Source organism: Pseudomonas hydrolytica (assembly GCF_021495345.1).
Taxonomy (GTDB): domain Bacteria; phylum Pseudomonadota; class Gammaproteobacteria; order Pseudomonadales; family Pseudomonadaceae; genus Aquipseudomonas; species Aquipseudomonas hydrolytica.
This window is the reverse complement of record NZ_CP099397.1, coordinates 1776964-1793967: the sequence shown is the minus strand read 5'-3', so window position 1 is coordinate 1793967 and position 17004 is coordinate 1776964. Positions and strand designations below refer to the sequence as shown.

Annotated in this window: 19 protein-coding genes and 3 tRNA genes; 5 read left to right on the top strand and 17 right to left on the bottom strand. The window is 64.3% G+C overall.

Features of this window, described 5'->3' with window-relative positions:
- Positions 1-104: 104 nt before the first annotated feature.
- The 9 genes from phnK to phnC form a co-directional block, all read right to left on the bottom strand.
- Positions 105-914 (bottom strand): phosphonate C-P lyase system protein PhnK, encoded by an 810-nt coding sequence (gene phnK, locus L1F06_RS08275; protein WP_129483084.1) that lies wholly within the window; start codon positions 912-914, stop codon positions 105-107.
- Positions 911-1780, bottom strand: coding sequence for an alpha-D-ribose 1-methylphosphonate 5-phosphate C-P-lyase PhnJ (locus L1F06_RS08270; RefSeq protein ID WP_129483085.1), 870 nt, complete (start codon positions 1778-1780; stop codon positions 911-913). The genes phnK and L1F06_RS08270 overlap by 4 nt, the downstream gene beginning before the upstream one ends.
- Positions 1780-2856: a carbon-phosphorus lyase complex subunit gene (locus L1F06_RS08265; RefSeq protein ID WP_129483086.1), complete on the bottom strand. Its 1077-nt coding sequence runs from the start codon at positions 2854-2856 to the stop codon at positions 1780-1782. Before L1F06_RS08265 ends, L1F06_RS08270 begins: the two co-directional genes overlap by 1 nt.
- Complete coding sequence (phnH, locus tag L1F06_RS08260; RefSeq protein WP_129483087.1) at positions 2856-3467, bottom strand: phosphonate C-P lyase system protein PhnH; 612 nt, start codon at positions 3465-3467, stop codon at positions 2856-2858. Before phnH ends, L1F06_RS08265 begins: the two co-directional genes overlap by 1 nt.
- Positions 3467-3916 carry a phosphonate C-P lyase system protein PhnG gene (gene phnG, locus L1F06_RS08255; RefSeq protein ID WP_003244506.1) on the bottom strand — a complete coding sequence of 150 codons (450 nt, stop codon included), beginning with the start codon at positions 3914-3916 and terminating at the stop codon, positions 3467-3469. The genes phnH and phnG overlap by 1 nt, the downstream gene beginning before the upstream one ends.
- Positions 3917-3927: 11 nt before the next feature.
- Positions 3928-4650, bottom strand: a complete 723-nt coding sequence (gene phnF / locus L1F06_RS08250; protein ID WP_129483088.1) for a phosphonate metabolism transcriptional regulator PhnF — start codon at positions 4648-4650, stop codon at positions 3928-3930.
- Between the two features lie 20 nt (positions 4651-4670).
- Positions 4671-5462: a phosphonate ABC transporter, permease protein PhnE gene (gene phnE / locus L1F06_RS08245; protein WP_003244503.1), complete on the bottom strand. Its 792-nt coding sequence runs from the start codon at positions 5460-5462 to the stop codon at positions 4671-4673.
- A 63-nt stretch (positions 5463-5525) separates the two neighbouring features.
- Entirely contained in the window at positions 5526-6527 is a 1002-nt protein-coding gene (gene phnD, locus L1F06_RS08240) for a phosphonate ABC transporter substrate-binding protein (RefSeq protein ID WP_129483089.1), read from the bottom strand.
- 53 nt (positions 6528-6580) lie between these two features.
- Positions 6581-7405: a phosphonate ABC transporter ATP-binding protein gene (gene phnC / locus L1F06_RS08235; RefSeq protein ID WP_129483090.1), complete on the bottom strand. Its 825-nt coding sequence runs from the start codon at positions 7403-7405 to the stop codon at positions 6581-6583.
- A 385-nt stretch (positions 7406-7790) separates the two neighbouring features.
- On the opposite strand from phnC, the gene L1F06_RS08230 reads away from it, so the two are divergent.
- Positions 7791-8117: an Arc family DNA-binding protein gene (locus L1F06_RS08230; protein WP_003244497.1), complete on the top strand. Its 327-nt coding sequence runs from the start codon at positions 7791-7793 to the stop codon at positions 8115-8117.
- A 108-nt stretch (positions 8118-8225) separates the two neighbouring features.
- Here L1F06_RS08230 and L1F06_RS08225 read toward each other — a convergent pair whose 3' ends face one another.
- From L1F06_RS08225 to L1F06_RS08210, 4 genes are all read right to left on the bottom strand, one after another.
- Positions 8226-9362 carry a sodium ion-translocating decarboxylase subunit beta gene (locus tag L1F06_RS08225; RefSeq protein WP_129483091.1) on the bottom strand — a complete coding sequence of 379 codons (1137 nt, stop codon included), beginning with the start codon at positions 9360-9362 and terminating at the stop codon, positions 8226-8228.
- Between the two features lie 10 nt (positions 9363-9372).
- Complete coding sequence (gene oadA / locus L1F06_RS08220; protein ID WP_129483092.1) at positions 9373-11154, bottom strand: sodium-extruding oxaloacetate decarboxylase subunit alpha; 1782 nt, start codon at positions 11152-11154, stop codon at positions 9373-9375.
- Between the two features lie 24 nt (positions 11155-11178).
- On the bottom strand, positions 11179-11436 hold the full coding sequence (locus L1F06_RS08215; RefSeq protein ID WP_003244490.1) for an OadG family protein: 258 nt from the start codon (positions 11434-11436) through the stop codon (positions 11179-11181).
- 198 nt (positions 11437-11634) lie between these two features.
- On the bottom strand, positions 11635-12531 hold the full coding sequence (locus L1F06_RS08210; RefSeq protein WP_129483179.1) for an AraC family transcriptional regulator: 897 nt from the start codon (positions 12529-12531) through the stop codon (positions 11635-11637).
- 176 nt (positions 12532-12707) lie between these two features.
- On the opposite strand from L1F06_RS08210, the gene L1F06_RS08205 reads away from it, so the two are divergent.
- From L1F06_RS08205 to L1F06_RS08195, 3 genes are read left to right on the top strand one after another with little or no spacing between them, the layout of a single operon-like run.
- A complete protein-coding gene (locus L1F06_RS08205; RefSeq protein ID WP_129483093.1) occupies positions 12708-13430 on the top strand; it encodes an SDR family oxidoreductase in 723 nt (240 codons plus the stop codon).
- An 11-nt stretch (positions 13431-13441) separates the two neighbouring features.
- Complete coding sequence (locus L1F06_RS08200) at positions 13442-13771, top strand: Atu4866 domain-containing protein (protein WP_129483094.1); 330 nt, start codon at positions 13442-13444, stop codon at positions 13769-13771.
- Between the two features lie 29 nt (positions 13772-13800).
- Entirely contained in the window at positions 13801-14262 is a 462-nt protein-coding gene (locus tag L1F06_RS08195) for a nuclear transport factor 2 family protein (RefSeq protein WP_129483095.1), read from the top strand.
- Between the two features lies 1 nt (position 14263).
- Here the strand turns inward: L1F06_RS08195 and mgtE are convergent, their stop codons facing one another.
- Positions 14264-15706: a magnesium transporter gene (mgtE, locus tag L1F06_RS08190; RefSeq protein ID WP_129483096.1), complete on the bottom strand. Its 1443-nt coding sequence runs from the start codon at positions 15704-15706 to the stop codon at positions 14264-14266.
- 322 nt (positions 15707-16028) lie between these two features.
- Here mgtE and L1F06_RS08185 point away from each other — a divergent pair, with 322 nt between their 5' ends.
- Positions 16029-16523 (top strand): DUF4124 domain-containing protein, encoded by a 495-nt coding sequence (locus L1F06_RS08185; protein WP_129483097.1) that lies wholly within the window; start codon positions 16029-16031, stop codon positions 16521-16523.
- Between the two features lie 44 nt (positions 16524-16567).
- On the opposite strand, the gene L1F06_RS08180 is transcribed toward L1F06_RS08185, so the two are convergent.
- The 3 genes from L1F06_RS08180 to L1F06_RS08170 form a co-directional block, all read right to left on the bottom strand.
- Positions 16568-16644: transfer RNA gene (locus L1F06_RS08180), tRNA-Arg, on the bottom strand.
- A gap of 70 nt (positions 16645-16714) precedes the next feature.
- A tRNA-Arg gene (locus L1F06_RS08175) sits at positions 16715-16791 on the bottom strand.
- Between the two features lie 72 nt (positions 16792-16863).
- A tRNA-Arg gene (locus L1F06_RS08170) sits at positions 16864-16940 on the bottom strand.
- Positions 16941-17004: the final 64 nt, after the last annotated feature.

Below are 17004 nucleotides of genomic sequence, written 5' to 3'. Positions count from 1 at the left end.
ACGGGTTGACGGTTGCAGGCCGTAGGGCGGGTGCAACCCGCCATTGCCGTGGCGGGTTACACCCGCCCTACATCCCGCGTCATGCGCAAGCGGGTAGCTCTCAGTCATGGCTGCAACACCGACGACACCAGCAGCTGCGAATAGGGATGCTGCGGGTCGTCGAGAATCTGGTCGGTCAGCCCCGCCTCCACCACGCGCGAGCGGCGCATCACCATCAGGCGGTCGGCCAGCAGGCGCGCCACCGCCAGGTCGTGGGTGACGATCACCACCGCCAGGTCCAGCTCGCGTACCAGGCCGCGCAGCAGGTCGAGCAGGCGCGCCTGCACCGACACGTCCAGCCCTCCAGTCGGCTCGTCCATGAATACCAGGCGCGGCGCGGAGACCAGGTTGCGGGCGATCTGCAGGCGCTGCTGCATGCCGCCGGAGAAGGTGCGCGGCAGGTCGTCGATACGCGCCGGGTCGATCTCCACCTGGCTCAGCCAGTCGAGCCCGGCGGCGCGCAGTTCGCCGTAGTGGCGCACGCCCTGGGCCATCAGCCGCTCGCCGATATTGGCGCCGGCCGACACCGCCATGCGCAGGCCGTCACGCGGGTTCTGCTCGACGAAGCCCCACTCGGTACGCAGCAGCGTGCGCCGCTCGGCCTCGCTGGCGCTGTACAGGTCGAGCCACTGGCCGTCGCGACCGCGATAACTGACCGCACCGCGATCCGGCGGGCAGCGCCCGGAGAGCAGGCTGAGCAAGGTGGACTTGCCCGAGCCGGACTCGCCGACGATGCCCAACACCTCGCCGGGATAGAGGTCGAAGCTCACCCCCTGGCAGCCCTTGTCTGGGCCGTACAGGCGGGTCAGGTCACGCGCCGAGAACAGCGGCTCAGCCGCTGCCACGGCAGGTTGCAGAGGTTCGGCGGCGCTCATTGCAGGTTCTCCTCGGTACGCTGGCGGCAGTAGTCGGTGTCGGAGCAGACGTAGCGCTTGCTGCCGGCGTCGTCGACAATCAGCTCGTCGAGGAAGGACTCGCTGCTGCCGCAGAAGGCGCAGCACTCATCCCAGCGCTGCACGGCGAAGGGGTGATCCTCAAAATCCAGGCTGACCACACGGGTAAAGGGCGGCACCGCGTACAGGCGCTTCTCGCGGCCGGCGCCGAACAGCATCAGCGCCGGGCTCATGTTCAGCTTGGGGTTGTCGAATTTCGGGATCGGCGACGGGTCCATCACGTAGCGCTCGTCCACCGTCACCGGGTAGGCGTAGGCAGTGGCGATATGGCCGAAGGTGGCGATGTCCTCGTATAGCTTCACGTGCATCACGCCGTAGTCCTCCAGCGCATGCATGGTCCGCGTCTCCTGCTCGCTGGGCTCGATAAAGCGCAGCGGCTCGGGGATCGGCACCTGGTAGACCATGATCTGCCCGGCCGACAGCGGCGTTTCCGGAATGCGGTGACGGGTCTGGATCACGCTGGCTTCCAGCGTACGCTCGGTGGTGGCGACGCCGGCGGTGCGGGCGAAGAAGCGGCGGATCGACACCGCATTGGTGGTGTCATCAGCGCCCTGGTCGATCACCTTGAGCACGTCGTCCGTACCGAGAATGGCCGCAGTCAGCTGCATGCCACCGGTGCCCCAGCCGTAGGGCAGCGGCATCTCACGACCACCGAAAGGCACCTGGTAGCCGGGGATCGCCACTGCCTTGAGCAGGCCACGGCGGATCATGCGTTTGGTCTGCTCATCGAGATAGGCGAAGTTGTAGGCCGACGCCTCGCGGGCGCCGCTTGCAGTGGAAAGGTTCATCAGCGGTTCTCCTCTGCCGACGCCTGGCGGCGCAGCTTGCGGATCAGTTCCAGTTCGGCCTGGAAGTCGACGTAGTGCGGCAACTTCAGGTGCGAGACGAAGCCGGCAGCCTCGACGTTGTCGCAGTGCATCAGCACGAACTCCTCCTCCTGTGCCGGGCCCTGCACTTCCTCGCCGTACTCGCCGGCACGCAGGGCACGATCGACCAGGGCCATGCCCATGGCCTTGCGCTCGGCGTAGCCGAAGGCCAGGCCGTAGCCGCGGGTGAACTGCGCCTGCTCGGCGCTTTCACCGACGAACTGGTTGACCATCTCGCACTCGGTGATTTCGATGTCGCCCAGCGGCACGGCGAACCCCAGTTCGGCGGGCGTCATCCACACCTCAACGTCGCCGATGCGGATCTCCCCGGCGAAGGGATGGTTGCGTCCGTAGCCACGCTGGGTGGAATAACCCAGCGCCAGGAGGAAGCCCTCGTCGCCACGGGCCAGGGCCTGCAGGCGCTCGGCGCGGCTGACGGGAAAGGCCAGCGGCTCGCGGGTGATATCGGGCACCGGCGCGCCGTCATCCGCCTCGCGTGCCATCAGCCCTTCGCCTGCGAGAAAATCCAGCACCCGCGGACAGGGCTTGAGCTCAGCGGTAACGGCCGCTTCTGGCGCCGGATACTCGCCCTCGGCCAGCAGGGCAAAGTCCAGCAGGCGGTGGGTGTAGTCGAAGGTCGGGCCGAGCAGCTGACCGCCAGGCAGATCCTTGAAGGTGGCGGAGATGCGCCGTTCCAGCTGCATCTTCGTGGTATCCAGCGGCTCGCTGGCACCGAAGCGCGGCAGCGTGGTGCGGTAGGCGCGCAAGAGGAAGATGGCTTCCATCAGATCGCCGGCCGCCTGCTTGATGGCCAGCGCAGCCAGTTCCTCGTCGTACAGCGAGCCCTCGCTCATGACGCGGGCCACGGCCAGCGGCAGTTGCTGGCGCACCTGCTGCACGCCCAGTTCGGCGACGGCGGTATCGCCACGACGACGGTTGGCCAGCAGTTGATGGGCATTGTCGATGGCGCGTTCGCCACCCTTGACGGCGACATACATCAGGCAGCCTCCTCGGTTTCGATCAGCACGCGGGTACTGCGCGGCAGGCCGATCACCTCGCCGCCCGCGGCGAAGAAGCAATCCAGGCCACGGGGAAAGGCGCTGCGCGCCTGGCGTTGCTGCCAGAACGAGGCCGGCAGCGGCAGGTTGACGCTGCGCACGTCCTTGATGCCCGGGCCGCGCCAGCGCAGGGCTGGGCCGGCGTGCAGATCGTCGAGTTGAATCAGCAGCGTGCAGGACTGATCCGGGTAGCGTTCGCTGCCGTTGTCGAAGTCCGACAGGTCATCCAGCTCGCTTTCGTCGAGCAGGGCGAACAGGGCGATCTCGCGCTCGGCGACGATCGGGCAGCCGCAATGGAAGGCCAGGTTGGCGCGGATCAGCGGCGTATCGAAGCGCGGCGCCAACCACAGCGGCGTGTCGCTGTCGAGAAAGGCCAGGCACAGGCCATAGATGGCCGGGGCCAGGTCGCCCAAGGCGTGGGCGCGGTCCATGGCGCGTGGCAGACCCGGTTCGGCCAGCGCGCCGAGGGCGGCGCGGAAGCTGACCTGGGCATCGAGCACCGGGTCGTCGAAAGCCGGTTGCAGCCAGTGCGAGCTGTGCGGCGTAGTCATCAATCCTCTCCTCTGACCAGGGTGAAGAATTCCACCTGAGTGGTGGCGCTGCGCGCGGCCCGGGCCAGGCGCTGCTCGCGCTGCTGGCGAGCCATGGGTTCGATCAGGTCACTGAGCCAGCGCGCCTGGTCGCTGCCCTGCAGGTGGGCGTCGGCCAGGGCGGCCAGCTCGGCGCGGCGCTTGTCGCGGCCGGCCAGGTAGCTGTAGCCGGTGCGGCCGTCGGCCAGGCGCACCACGCAGCGGGTCACGGTCATCTCGCCCAGGTTGAAGGCACTGCCGGTGCCGCCCATGCGTCCGCGCACCAGGGTCATGCCCACCTCCGGGGCGCGGATCAGCTGGTAGGCGCTGTCTTTCAGCGCCGCCTCATGGGCGTCGAGGGCGCTGCCGGCACGGGCCAGCACGCCCATCCAGCGCTGCCGCGCGGCGATGTTCGGGTCGGTTTCGTTCATGCGGGTCTCCATCAGGTCGCTACCTGGTACTGGAAGCGGTCGGCGCGGCTGCTGGACTGCGCCAGCTCCACCGCCCGGCCAGCGGGATCGCGGGATAATGTGAGTACGCTGAGCAGCGGCGCATGGCGCGGCATCAGCAGGTGCGCGGCTTCTTCGCGGCTGGGCAAACGCGCACCAATCAGGCTGAAAGTGCGCGCCAGCGGCAGGTCGCGCTCGGCCAGGTACTGGCGCAGCGAACCGCCCTGGTAGTCGGCCAACAGTGGCGCCAGGCTGGCGCAGAAACGGTGACGGATCAGGCTCAGCGGCTGGCCCTCGAGCAGGCGCAGGGTGGTCAGCTCGATCAGCTCGCTGCCGTCGGGCAGTTGCAGGTGGCGGCATTCCTCACTGCTGCCAGTGCGGCGCAGGCGCTCGATCAGTTTCGCTTCAACCCGGTGGCCGAGCGCCGACAGCGACTGGCTGAAGGCACTGCCCGCCTCCACCGGGTACACCAGTGGCTTGGCCAGCACCTGGGTGCCCTTGCCCTGGCGGCGCAGCAGGCGGCCTTCGAGCACCAGCTCGTCCACCGCACGGCGCAGGGTGTGGCGGTTGACGGAAAAGCGCGCGGCCAGTTGCATCTCGCCCGGCAGGTAGTCGCCAGGGCTCATGCGCTGCACGTCTTCGCGCAGCACGGCGGCCAGCTCGCGGTACAGCGGTTCGCTTTGTCTAGACAAGTTCATCGTTTGAAAAGGGCGCACGCAGGCGCCCTCCTCCTCCTTCAGATAAAGAGCTTGCGCAGGCGCTGGGACAGGATGTCGATGGCGCTCACCACCAGGATGATCACGATCAGCAGGGCGCAGGTCTGGGCGAACTGGAAGCCGCGAATCGCCTCCCAGAGAATCACCCCGATGCCACCGGCGCCGACCATGCCGACCACCGTGGCCGAGCGCACGTTGGACTCGAAGCGGTACAGCGAGTAGGAAATCCACAGCGGCAGCACCTGCGGGATGACGCCGAAGATCACTTCCTGCAGGGCACTGGCGCCGGTGGCGCGCACGCCTTCGACCGGGCCCGGATCGATGGCCTCGACCGCCTCGGCGAACAGCTTGGCCAACACCCCGGTGGTGCTGATGAACAGCGCCAGCACGCCAGCGAAGGGGCCGAGGCCGACCGCGACGACGAAGAGCATGGCGAAGACCATTTCGTTGATCGAACGGCAGGCATCCATCACCCGGCGTACCGGCTGGTACACCCACCAGGGCACGATGTTCTCGGAACAGAGGATGCCCAGCGGAATGGCGCAGAGAATGGCCAGCACCGTGCCCCACAGGGCGATCTGCACGGTGACCACCATTTCCTTGAGGTAGTGCCGCCAGTTGCTGAAATCCGGCGGGAAGAAGTCGGCGGCGAAGGTGGCCATGTTGCCGCCATCGCGCACCAGCGCCAGCGGGTTCATTTCCGCACCCCGCCAGGACCAGGCGAGCACGGCGAAGAACAGGCCCCAGCCGATCAGTTGCAACCAGCTGCGCTTGCTATCGACGGTCGGGGTATGGGTGGTCAAAGTGGTCATCAAGGTATCTCGGGGAAAACGACTGCAGTCAGCCCCTCGGTCGATACCGAGGGGCTGCCAGGATCAACCGGCGCTGGCGCCGCCCTGCTTTTCACGCTCGGCCATACGCTGCTCCAGCTTGGCCAGCTCGGCGTCCAGCTCCTTGAGCTGAGCCTGCTTGTCGGCGTCCTTGAGCTTGTCGTTGTTGGCCACTTCGGTGCGCTTCTTGAACAGCTCGAGCTGACGAATCGGCAGCAGCTGGTCGTTGTCGGAAGCCTTGAACTGGCCCCACTGCAGGCCCTCGAGCACTTTCTTCTCTTCCGGCTTGGCGCCATAGGTCATGAAGAAGTCGCGCAGCTTGTCGCGGGTTTCTTGCGGCAGGTTCTTGCGCCAGACGATGGGATCGGAGGGGATCAGCGGTGAGGTCCAGATCACCTTGAGCTGCGCGGCCTTGTCCGGCGCGGTCACTTCCAGGCGCTCCATGCCCTCGCTGTTGAAGGTGCCGACATCGACCTGCTTATTGGCCACCGACAGTGCATTGACCTCGTGACTGCCGTTGAGCGAGCGCTTGAAGATCTTGCCGGAGTCGACGTTGTTCTGGGCGAACACGTAATAACCGGGCACCAGGTATCCGGAGGTGGAGTTCGGGTCGCCGTTGGCGAAGGTCAGGCTCTTGGCGTTCTTGAGCATGTCCTCGACCGAGTCGATCGGGCTGTCCTTGTGCGCCACCAGCAGGCTGTAGTAGCCCTGCGCGCCGTTGGCCGCCACGGTCTGGGCGAAGATCTCGCCACCGGCACGGTCCACCGCTTCCATCGCCGACTTGTTGCCGTACCAGGCTACGTCGACCTTGTCGAAGCGCATGCCCTGGATGATCCCGGCATAGTCAGGCGCGAAGAAGGCGTTGATCTTCACTCCGGTCTGCTTGCTCATGTCGGCCAGGAAGGGATCCCACATGGCCTTGAGGTTCTGCGAGGACTCGGTGGAGATGATGCCGAAATTGAGTTCCTCGGCGGCCTGGACCGAGCCCAGCAGGGAACCGGTGACGAGCGCAGAGGCAGCCAGCACCTGGCCGATGCGTTTGAACATGGAGCACACTCCTGTTGCGGGTTGGCGTTATGGTTCGAATGAGGAAGGCGACGTCAGGCCTTGGCCAGCGTCAGTGGACGCTCCACGGCACGTGGGCGCTGCCCTTGCGGCAGCAGCAGGCTGATATCGAGATCACCGCCGTAGAGGTCGTTGAGGAAATCGGGGTTGAAGCTGTCGGTGGGGCCGTCGAAATGAATGCGCCCGCCCTTTAGCGCCACGGCGCGCTGGCAATAGCGCACCGCGTAGTCGACCTGATGCAGGGTCACCACCACCGTCTTGCCATCGCGACGGTTGATGTCGGCGAGAATTTCCATCACCTTGCGTGCCGACTCCGGGTCGAGCGAGGCGATAGGTTCGTCGGCGAGAATCACCTCGGCCTGCTGGCACAGCGCGCGGGCGATGGCCACGCGCTGTTGCTGGCCGCCGGACAGAGTGGAAGCGCGCTGGGCAGCGAACTCGGCCAGACCGACGCGCTCCAGCGCCGCCATGGCGCGCTGTTTTTCCTCGGCATTGAACAGGCTGAGGCTGCCGCGCCAGCGCGGCATGCGGCCCAGGCCGCCGAGCAGCACGTTCTGCAGCACGCTGAGGCGGCCGACCAGATTGAACTGCTGGAAGATGTAGCCGATATCGGCGCGCAGGCGACGCACCTCGCCATTGAGGCGTCCTTCGGCCTGTACCTGACGACCGAGTACCTCGATACTGCCGCCATCACCGCGTGCCAGGCCGGCCAGATGTCGCAGCAGGGTCGATTTGCCCGAGCCAGAGGCGCCGATCAGCGCTACCATCTCGCCCGGCTGTACCGACAGGGCCAGATCGAACAGCGCCTGTTTACGCCCGAAGGTCTTGTTCAGACGGTCGACTCGAATCACTGCGCTCATGGGCTGGCCCTCTACTATCATTGGCGATAAGAAGGCAGCGCCTTGGCCGCCATCTGGTGTAGACCAAGGTAGGCAGAACCTGTGTCAGCCCCGTGAAGCGGAGGTGACGTTTGAGTGACGGGCGTTTGAATCTTTTATGCCTGAGCACAGCTTGCGCAGCTCTTCTGCCGATTGATGCGCATTTCTGACAGTCGGTGCTGGCATTAAGCCTCCACCTCGCTCACAATGCGACACGTAATTGGCGTCAAGGAACTGTTCAGATGACCCTCAGGTCATAACGACGCAGAACGCGATACCGGTTGAACGGCTAGTGAATAAGGTTGTCAAACCGGTGACAATCTTGACACTGACTACCAGTATCGCTCCCTGAACTAACCGGTAATGTATGCGCCCTATGAAACAGGCTACCTATTCCAGCCGCACGGCTGACAAATTCGTCGTTCGCTTGCCCGATGGCATGCGTGAGCGTATCGCTGACGTAGCACGCAACCATCACCGCAGCATGAATTCGGAAATCATCGCCCGCCTGGAGCAGAGCATGCTTCAGGAAGGCGCTCTGGATGACGATCTCAGTCTGCGCCTTGACAGCCCCGAACTGAGCCTCCATGAGCGTGAGTTGCTGCAGCGTTTTCGTCAGCTGTCGCGCCGCCAGCAGAACGCCCTGGTTGCTCTGATTGCCCACGATGTGGAAATGGCCGCCGAAGAAGCCTGAGGCGAGCCCATGAAAAAACCGGCCTTGAGCCGGTTTTTTTATTCCTGCCATTCCTGACAGCGGCCCTCGTGGGCCGTAGCGAAGCGCGGAGCGAACTCCGCGCCCTGATCAGCCGACGAAGCTGAGCAACACCCCCGCCGCCACCGCCGAGCCGATCACCCCGGCCACGTTCGGCCCCATGGCGTGCATCAGCAGGAAGTTCTGCGGGTTGGCCTCCAGGCCCACCTTGTTCGAAACCCTTGCCGCCATCGGCACCGCGGACACACCGGCCGAGCCGATCAGCGGGTTGACCTTGTGCGTGCTGAACAGGTTCATCAGCTTGGCCATCAGCACCCCGGCAGCGGTGCCGGCACAGAAGGCCACCATGCCCAGCAGCAGGATGCCCAGGGTCTTGAGCTGCAGGAAGGCTTCTGCCGACAGCTTGGAACCCACGGTCAGGCCGAGGAAGATGGTGACGATGTTGATCAGCGCGTTGCGCGAGGTATCGGCCAGGCGCTCGACCACCCCGCATTCGCGCAGCAGGTTGCCGAGGGCGAACATGCCGATCAGCGGCGCGGCGTCGGGCAGCAGCATGCCCACCAGAACGCACAGCACGATGGGGAAGATGATCTTCTCGGTCTGCCCCACCGGACGCAGTTGCTGCATGACGATGGCGCGCTCCTCCTTGGTGGTCAGCGCGCGCATGATCGGCGGTTGCAGCAGCGGCACCAGCGCCATGTAGGCATAGGCCGCCACGGCGATGGGACCGAGCAGATCGGGCGCCAGCTTGGAGGTGACGAAGATCGAGGTCGGCCCGTCCGCCCCGCCGATGATGGCGATGGACGCCGCCTCCTTGAGGGTGAACTCCATGCCGGGAATGCCCAGCGCGGTGATCGCCAGGGCGCCGAGCAGGGTGCCGAAGATGCCGAACTGCGCAGCGGCGCCGAGCAGCAGGGTCTTGGGGTTGGCCAGCATCGGACCGAAATCGGTCATGGCGCCGACGCCGAGGAAGATCAGCAGCGGGAAGATGCTGGTCGGCAGGCCCACCTCATAGATCAGGTGCAGAAAACCCGCGCCTTCGGCCATGTTGGCCACCGGGATGTTCGACAGCAGACCGCCGAAACCGATGGGTACCAGCAGCAAGGGCTCGAACCCCTTCTTGATGGCCAGGTAGATCAGTACCAGGCAGACCGCGATCATGAACGCCTGACCGGGCTCCAGATGGTACAGGCCGGTGCTCTGCCAGAGCTTGAGCAGCTTTTCCATGACGTGCCCCTCAGCCGATGGTCAGCAGGCTTGCGCCCACCGCCACCGCATCGCCGACCTTGACGTTGACGGCACCGACGGTGCCGGACTTGAAGGCACGGATTTCGGTTTCCATCTTCATCGCTTCGAGGATGATCACCAGTTGCCCCTCCTCCACGGCCTGGCCGGGCTGCACCAGTACCTTGAAGATATTGCCGGCCAGCGGTGCGGCCTGCGGCTCGCCACCGCCCGCCGCGACCGCCGGGGCCGCCGCAGGCGCGGCGCTCGCCGTGCCACCGACAGGCTTGATGCCTTCGATATCGCCGCCTTCGCCCACCTGCACGACGAACGACTTGCCATTGACCTCGACGGTGTAGACCTCGGGCTTGCCGGCCTCGCGAGCCGGGGTTTCCTTACCGGTCGGGGCCGGCTCGAAGGCCGCCGGGTTGCCGCGGTTTTCCAGAAATTTCAGGCCGATCTGCGGGAACAGCGCGTAGGTCAGCACGTCGTCGATCTCGTCGACGGCCAGCTTGATATCTTTCTCCTGGGCGATACCCTTGAGTTCGGCGGTCAGCTTGTCCATTTCGGCCTCGAGCAGGTCGGCCGGACGGCAGGTGATGGCCTCGCCGCCATCCAGTACACGAGCCTGCAGCTCGGCATTGAACGGCGCGGGCGCGGCACCGTATTCGCCCTTGAGTACGCCGGCGGTTTCCTTGGTGATGGATTTGTAGCGCTCGCCGGTGAGCACGTTGATCACCGCCTGGGTGCCGACGATCTGCGAGGTCGGGGTCACCAGCGGGATGAAGCCGAGGTCTTCGCGCACGCGCGGGATCTCGGCCAGCACCTGGTCGAACTTGTCCTGGGCGCCCTGCTCCTTGAGCTGGCTTTCCATATTGGTGAGCATGCCGCCCGGGACCTGGGCGACCAGGATGCGTGAATCAACGCCCTTGAGGTTGCCCTCGAACTTCGCGTACTTCTTGCGCACCTCGCGGAAGTAGGCGGCGATTTCCTCCAGCAGTTCCAGGTTGAGCCCGGTGTCGCGCTCGGTGCCCTGGAACATGGCCACCACCGACTCGGTCGGCGAATGACCGTAGGTCATCGACAGCGAGGAGATGGCGGTGTCGACGTTGTCGATACCGGCTTCCACCGCCTTGAGAATGGCCACGGATGACAGCCCGGCGGTGGCATGGCACTGCATGTGAATCGGGATGGCCAGGCTGGCCTTCAGGCGAGAGACCAGTTCGAAGGCGGTGTACGGGGTGAGGATGCCCGCCATGTCCTTGATGGCCACCGAGTCGGCGCCCATGTCTTCGATCTGCTTGGCCAGATCGACCCACATGTCCAGGGTATGCACCGGGCTGGTGGTGTAGGAGATGGTGCCCTGGGCATGCTTGCCCTGTTTCTTGACGGCCTTGAGTGCGGTCTCCAGGTTGCGCGGGTCGTTCATCGCATCGAACACGCGGAACACGTCGACACCGTTGACAGCCGCGCGCTCGACGAACTTCTCCACCACATCGTCGGCGTAGTGACGATAGCCCAGCAGGTTCTGCCCACGCAGCAGCATCTGCTGACGGGTGTTGGGCATGGCCTTCTTCAGTTCGCGGATGCGCTCCCAGGGGTCTTCGCCGAGGTAACGAATGCAGGCATCGAAGGTCGCGCCGCCCCAGGACTCCACCGACCAGAAGCCGACCTGATCGAGCTTGGCAGCGATCGGCAGCATGTCTTCCAGGCGTACTCGGGTGGCCAGAATGGATTGGTGAGCATCACGCAGCACCACATCGGTAATCCCGAGTGCTTGTTTTACGGCAGTCATACAGGAGCTCCCTCTAGAACCTGATCAACCGCGACGGGCGCGGTGCTGATGAATGGCGGATTGGATGGCAGCCAGTACCTCGGCATCCGGCTCATGGCTGGCCGGCTTGATGCTGGGTGCTGCGGCAGAGATGGCGGGGGCTGGGGTGTGCGGAGCGAAGAGATTGATCAGGCGCGACATCGCGCTGACCACCGCCACCAACAGCACCAGAAAGGTAAACACGAAACCCATGCCGAATAGCATGAGTTCGACACCCTCGAGCAGGAGTTCACTGGGGGTCATCTTGGCTCCTTTGCCAGCAGCTCGCAGGGCTGCGTTCATTATTGATTAGGAGCGCCCGAGGCCAGCGCCTGGGCAAAGCTGGCGAACCTTAGCCTGAAACAAGTGTTTCAAGCAAACCCCAGACTGCCCGGTCAGGCATTTTTGTAGTGGAGGCGCGATTTCACTACCAAAGGAGGAGCGGCTAGGGCTCGTATGCGACTAGGACGCCATCATTTCGCGACCATCAACGGCCGGTGCCAGCGCCAGCAGCTGTTTGAAATGGCGCGTTTCATCGCCCGGCGTGCGCCCGAACAGACGCTTGAATTCGCGACTGAACTGCGACGGGCTTTCGTAACCGACACGCTGCGCGGCACTGAGCGCACTCAGGTCGTTGCGAATCATCAGCAGGCGCGCCTGATGCAGGCGAATGGCCTTGAGGTACTGCAGCGGCGAACGGCCGGTCATGGACTTGAAGTGCACATGGAAGGCCGGCACGCTCATGCTGGCGATCTCAGCCAGCGAAGGCACATCGAGCGACTCCTGATAATCGCGATGAATTCGCTGCAGAACCCGCGCGATACGGCCGAAGCGGCTGTTCTGCGCCAGGGTCGCACGCAGGCCGCAGCCCTGCTCGCCCTGCAGCACGCGAAAAACGATCTCACGCAGAATCGACGGACCGAGCAGACGCACCTCGTCAGGGTCGGCCAGCGCTTCCAGCAGCCGCAACGTGGCGTCGCTCAGGCGTGCATCCATCGGGCTGGAATAGAGCGTTGCAGGCTCGGCAGCCTGGGGCTCGTCCAGATCCATCACAAGCTCCGCCACCAGCAGCGGATCGACTCGCAGCGCCACACCCAGCATGGGCTCTTCGGCGCTGGCCTCGGTTTCGATGGAAAAGGGCAATGGCAGCGCGAGCACCAGATAGTGCTGCGCATCGTAGACGTACAGGTTGCCGTCGTGCAGCCCGCGCTTGCGCCCCTGGATCACGATCACGATGCTCGGCTCGTACAGTGCCGGTGTCACGGGAAGCGGGCGATTGGAACGCATGAAGGTCACGCCATCGAGCTGCGACGCCGTGTAACCCTCCTCGGGCGCCAGGCGCAGCATCAGCTCGACCATACGCTGTTTCATGCTCTCGGGTGTCGTTGTCATGGCTCGGGTATCGGCTCGCACTGAACACCGGGGCATTGTAAGAAGCATTCAATAGAAACAGGCAATAACCAAAGAGTAACCGGACTTAGCGACCACCCGCCTCCCGCCTAGCATGGAGTCTCCCAACAACAGTGGAGATCGCCATGAGCAAGGTCATTCTCATCACCGGCGCCAGCAGCGGCATCGGCGAAGCCATCGCCAGACATCTCGCAAGCCTGGGTCACCAGGTGGTACTGGGCGCGCGGCGCATCGATCGTCTGCAGGCGCTGGTAGAAGAACTGCAGGCCCAGGGTCAACAGGCCTCGTGCCGCCCCCTCGATGTCAGCCAACTGCACGACATGCAGGCTTTCGTCGAGCATGCCGAAACTCATCACGGCCCCATCGACGTGATCATCAACAACGCCGGCGTGATGCCGCTGTCGCCGCTCAACGCCCTGAAGGTGGATGAGTGGAACCGCATGATCGACGTCAACGTACGCGGTGTGCTGCACGGTATAGCTGCCGTGCTGCCAGGCATGGAGAAACGCGGGCGCGGCCAGATCATCAATATCGCCTCCATCGGTGCCCACGCCGTATCGCCGACCGCCGCGGTCTATTGCGCGACCAAGTACGCCGTCTGGGCGATTTCCGAGGGCCTGCGCCAGGAAAGCGAGCGCGTGCGCGTCACCACCATCTGCCCGGGCGTGGTCGAGTCCGAGCTGGCCGACAGCATCACCGATGCCAGCGCTCGCGATGCGATGAAGGCCTTCCGCCGTATCGCCATCACGCCGGATGCCATCGCCCGCGCGGTAGCCTATGCAGTCGAACAGCCGGACGACGTCGATGTCAGCGAAGTCATCGTGCGCCCGACCGCCAGCCCTTATTGATGGAGGCGAGCATGACAACGAAGAACAACCTGGCAGCGCTGCTGATCAGCGGCGCCCTGCTACCCGGCGCGGCAAGCGCGGAAGCGCAAAACCCGCCCCCCTACGTGGGCATGTGGGTAACGGACGATGGCCATGTCCGCCATGAGCTATTGGCCAACGGCCGTTATGACGAGGCACGCGGCAACCGCGAAAGCGCCTACCAGGGCAGTTACCGCGTCACCGGCAACCACATCGATTACGTCGACGACACGGGCTTTACCGCCGACGGTGAATTCATCGACGACGTGCTCTACCACGGCGGCATGGTGCTGCGCCGCAAAAGCACTCCAAATGACGAGTAAGGCAACCCACCAGCCAAGGAAAGAAGCTTATGAACATGCAAAAAGCTGTCGCCGCGCTACTGCTCAGCCTGTCGCTCTGCCTGCCGACCTGGGCAAGTGACAACACCGCGGCCAATCAGGCCCTGATTCAGAAAGCTTTCGATGACTGGCGCGCCGGCCAAGGCGGCATCTTCCAGTTGCTAGCCGATGATGCCGTCTGGGTCGTGGCCGGCAGCAGCCCGTACTCCGGGACTTACCGCACGCGCGAGGCGTTCATGGAAGATGCAGTCAAACCCATCACCGACAAACTGGCCACGCCCATCGTGCCCACCGTCCGCCAGATCGTGGCGCAGGGGCCTCACGTGGTCGTGCATTGGGATGGCCAGGCGACCGCCAAGGACGGCAGTCGCTACGAGAACAGCTATTCCTGGCACATGCAACTGGAGAATGGCCGGATCACCCGGGTCACGGCCTTTCTCGATACCTGGCGGCTGGTGCAGTTGATGGAGTGATCTAGAGAAGGAAGATCGACGCCAGTCCCAGGAAGATGAAGAAGCCGCCGCTGTCGGTCATGGCGGTGATCATCACGCTGGCCCCCATGGCCGGATCGCGCCCCATGCGCGCCAGGGTCATGGGGATCATTACCCCCATCAACGCCGCCAGCAGCAGGTTGAGGGTCATCGCTGCGGTCATCACCACGCCCAGCGACCAGCTGTCGTAGAGGCCGTAGGCGACTGCGCCGATGACACCCCCCCAGAGCAGGCCATTGATCAGCGCCACGCCCAACTCCTTGCGCACCAGGCGCGAGGTATTGCCGGTGCTGACCTGGTCCAGCGCCATGGCGCGCACGATCATGGTGATGGTCTGGTTGCCGGAGTTGCCGCCGATGCCCGCGACGATCGGCATCAGCGCCGCCAGCGCCACCAGCTTCTCGATCGAACCCTCGAACAGACCGATCACCCGCGAGGCCAGGAAGGCGGTGACCAGGTTGATCGCCAGCCAGGCCCAGCGGTTGCGCACCGACTTCCACACCGAGGCGAAGATGTCCTCCTCCTCGCGCAGACCGGCCATGCTCAGCACTTCGCTTTCGCTTTCCTCACGGATCAGGTCGACCATCTCGTCGATGGTCAGACGGCCAATCAGCTTGCCGCTCTTGTCCACTACCGGCGCGGAAATCAGGTCATAGCGCTCGAACGCCTGGGCGGCGTCGTAGCCATCCTCATCCGGGTGGAAGCTCACCGGATCGTCAGCCATGACCTCGCCGACCTGCTTCTCCGGATCGTTGACCAGCAGGCGCTTGATCGGCAGCACGCCCTTGAGCACGCCGTCGTAATCGACCACGAACAGCTTGTCGGTATGCCCCGGCAGCTCCTTGAGACGGCGCAGGTAGCGCAGCACCACTTCCAGACTGACGTCTTCGCGGATGGTGACCATCTCGAAGTCCATCAGCGCGCCCACCTGGTCCTCTTCGTAGGACAGGGCCGAACGCACGCGCTCGCGCTGCTGGGCGTCGAGCGACTCCATGAGTTCGTGGACCACGTCACGCGGCAGTTCCGGCGCCAGATCGGCGAGTTCGTCGGCGTCCATCTCCTTGGCCGCGGCGAGAATTTCGTGATCGTCCATGTCGGCGATCAGGCTTTCTCGCACCGCGTCGGAAACTTCCAGCAGGATATCGCCGTCGCGCTCGGCCTTGACCAGTTGCCAGACGGTGAGACGCTCGTCCAGCGGCAGGGCTTCGAGGATGTACGCTATGTCCGCAGGGTGCAGATCGTCGAGCTTGCGCTGCAGCTCGGCGAGGTTCTGCCGATGAACCAGGTTTTCCACCAGGTCCTGATGCTGGCCTTCCTGACGATGGGTCAGGCCCTCTACCAGCTTGTGGCGATGCAACAGCTCGATCACCTGGGCCAGGCGATCCTGCAGGCTCTCTTGCGGCTTCTTGGCTTCTACTTCAGTCATAGCGCGCTCCACCCCCAGCTGGCGGGCGCGCCAAAGGGGATCAATCAGGTCTTACACGATTGTGCGATGGGAGTATTGAGTAACTACTGGGTAAGTCCATGGTGGTATTCCACAAGCCCCGGCGGGACTGACGCGGCGAATGATAACACCGCAAACCAGCTTTGTACGTGACAAAAGCGCGGCAAGAACAACTGCTTGCGTCGCAAACTTCGATCCCGCATGAAAACCTGGCTATGCGACGCCAGCCAGCAACACCGGGACACGCTGGCAAGCGAGAAAAAACCATCTACGCTGACCAGGCAAACGTCATGGAGGACGACTCATGCGAGGATTGCACTTCGCAGCGCTGCTTGCCGCTGCGTTTCTCCACCCTATTCCAGACAGCTCGGCCGCCAGCGTGTTCCGCTGCGAGGACGCCAACGGCCATGTCACCTTCACCCGTCACGGCTGCGCCAGCGACCAGCTGCAGCGTCTGCAGGATGCACGCAACCCGACGCCCGGCGGCGGCGAGGCCATCCCCCTGGCCGATCCCGGCCGACGCGTAACCACCACCCCAGCGAGCCCCGGCGAAGTGGTGATAGTCGGCCAACAGGATGATGGCTGCGGCAACCTGCTGACCAGTAGTGAACGACGCCAGGCCATCATCCGCCAAGAGATCCGCAGCGGCATGAGCCGTGCCGACGTGGAAAACAGCCTGGGCAAACCGGACAGAGTTACGGCCAGTAACGGACAGCAGCGCTACCACTACCGCGAAAAACGCAAGGGCGGCGGCAGCCGGCAGGTCAGCTTCGACGAAGCCGGCTGCGTGAAGAAATGACGGGCAAAGAAAAAGGGCCTGCATTGCTGCAGGCCCTTTGGGTATGGCGGACTCAGGAGGATTCGAACCTCCGACCGCTCGGTTCGTAGCCGAGTACTCTATCCAGCTGAGCTATGAGTCCGTTTTGGCGCTTTTAGACCAGATCACCGCTGGTTGAGACATGGCTTGCATCGCTGCAGTGCCATTGAATATGGCGGACTCAGGAGGATTCGAACCTCCGACCGCTCGGTTCGTAGCCGAGTACTCTATCCAGCTGAGCTATGAGTCCGTTTGGCGCTTTTAGACCAGATCACCGCTGGTTGAAGCAAAATGGCTTGCAGCGATGCAAGCCATTTGAATATGGCGGACTCAGGAGGATTCGAACCTCCGACCGCTCGGTTCGTAGCCGAGTACTCTATCCAGCTGAGCTATGAGTCCGTGTGGTGCTTTTATACCAGATCACCTCTGGTTGATTCGCCAGCCCGACCTACGCCCGACTCGC

Coding starts and splice junctions, on each gene's coding strand:
- phnH (WP_129483087.1), bottom strand. CDS start 3,467: ATGACTACGCCGCACAGCTCGCACTGGCTGCAACCGGCTTTCGACGAC.
- L1F06_RS08265 (WP_129483086.1), bottom strand. CDS start 2,856: ATGTATGTCGCCGTCAAGGGTGGCGAACGCGCCATCGACAATGCCCAT.
- L1F06_RS08270 (WP_129483085.1), bottom strand. CDS start 1,780: ATGAACCTTTCCACTGCAAGCGGCGCCCGCGAGGCGTCGGCCTACAAC.
- phnK (WP_129483084.1), bottom strand. CDS start 914: ATGAGCGCCGCCGAACCTCTGCAACCTGCCGTGGCAGCGGCTGAGCCG.
- L1F06_RS08230 (WP_003244497.1), top strand. CDS start 7,791: ATGCGCCCTATGAAACAGGCTACCTATTCCAGCCGCACGGCTGACAAA.
- L1F06_RS08215 (WP_003244490.1), bottom strand. CDS start 11,436: ATGACCCCCAGTGAACTCCTGCTCGAGGGTGTCGAACTCATGCTATTC.
- oadA (WP_129483092.1), bottom strand. CDS start 11,154: ATGACTGCCGTAAAACAAGCACTCGGGATTACCGATGTGGTGCTGCGT.
- L1F06_RS08205 (WP_129483093.1), top strand. CDS start 12,708: ATGAGCAAGGTCATTCTCATCACCGGCGCCAGCAGCGGCATCGGCGAA.
- phnG (WP_003244506.1), bottom strand. CDS start 3,916: ATGAACGAAACCGACCCGAACATCGCCGCGCGGCAGCGCTGGATGGGC.
- phnE (WP_003244503.1), bottom strand. CDS start 5,462: ATGACCACTTTGACCACCCATACCCCGACCGTCGATAGCAAGCGCAGC.
- phnC (WP_129483090.1), bottom strand. CDS start 7,405: ATGAGCGCAGTGATTCGAGTCGACCGTCTGAACAAGACCTTCGGGCGT.
- phnD (WP_129483089.1), bottom strand. CDS start 6,527: ATGTTCAAACGCATCGGCCAGGTGCTGGCTGCCTCTGCGCTCGTCACC.
- L1F06_RS08210 (WP_129483179.1), bottom strand. CDS start 12,531: ATGGTCGAGCTGATGCTGCGCCTGGCGCCCGAGGAGGGTTACACGGCG.
- L1F06_RS08200 (WP_129483094.1), top strand. CDS start 13,442: ATGACAACGAAGAACAACCTGGCAGCGCTGCTGATCAGCGGCGCCCTG.
- mgtE (WP_129483096.1), bottom strand. CDS start 15,706: ATGACTGAAGTAGAAGCCAAGAAGCCGCAAGAGAGCCTGCAGGATCGC.
- L1F06_RS08195 (WP_129483095.1), top strand. CDS start 13,801: ATGAACATGCAAAAAGCTGTCGCCGCGCTACTGCTCAGCCTGTCGCTC.
- L1F06_RS08225 (WP_129483091.1), bottom strand. CDS start 9,362: ATGGAAAAGCTGCTCAAGCTCTGGCAGAGCACCGGCCTGTACCATCTG.
- L1F06_RS08185 (WP_129483097.1), top strand. CDS start 16,029: ATGCGAGGATTGCACTTCGCAGCGCTGCTTGCCGCTGCGTTTCTCCAC.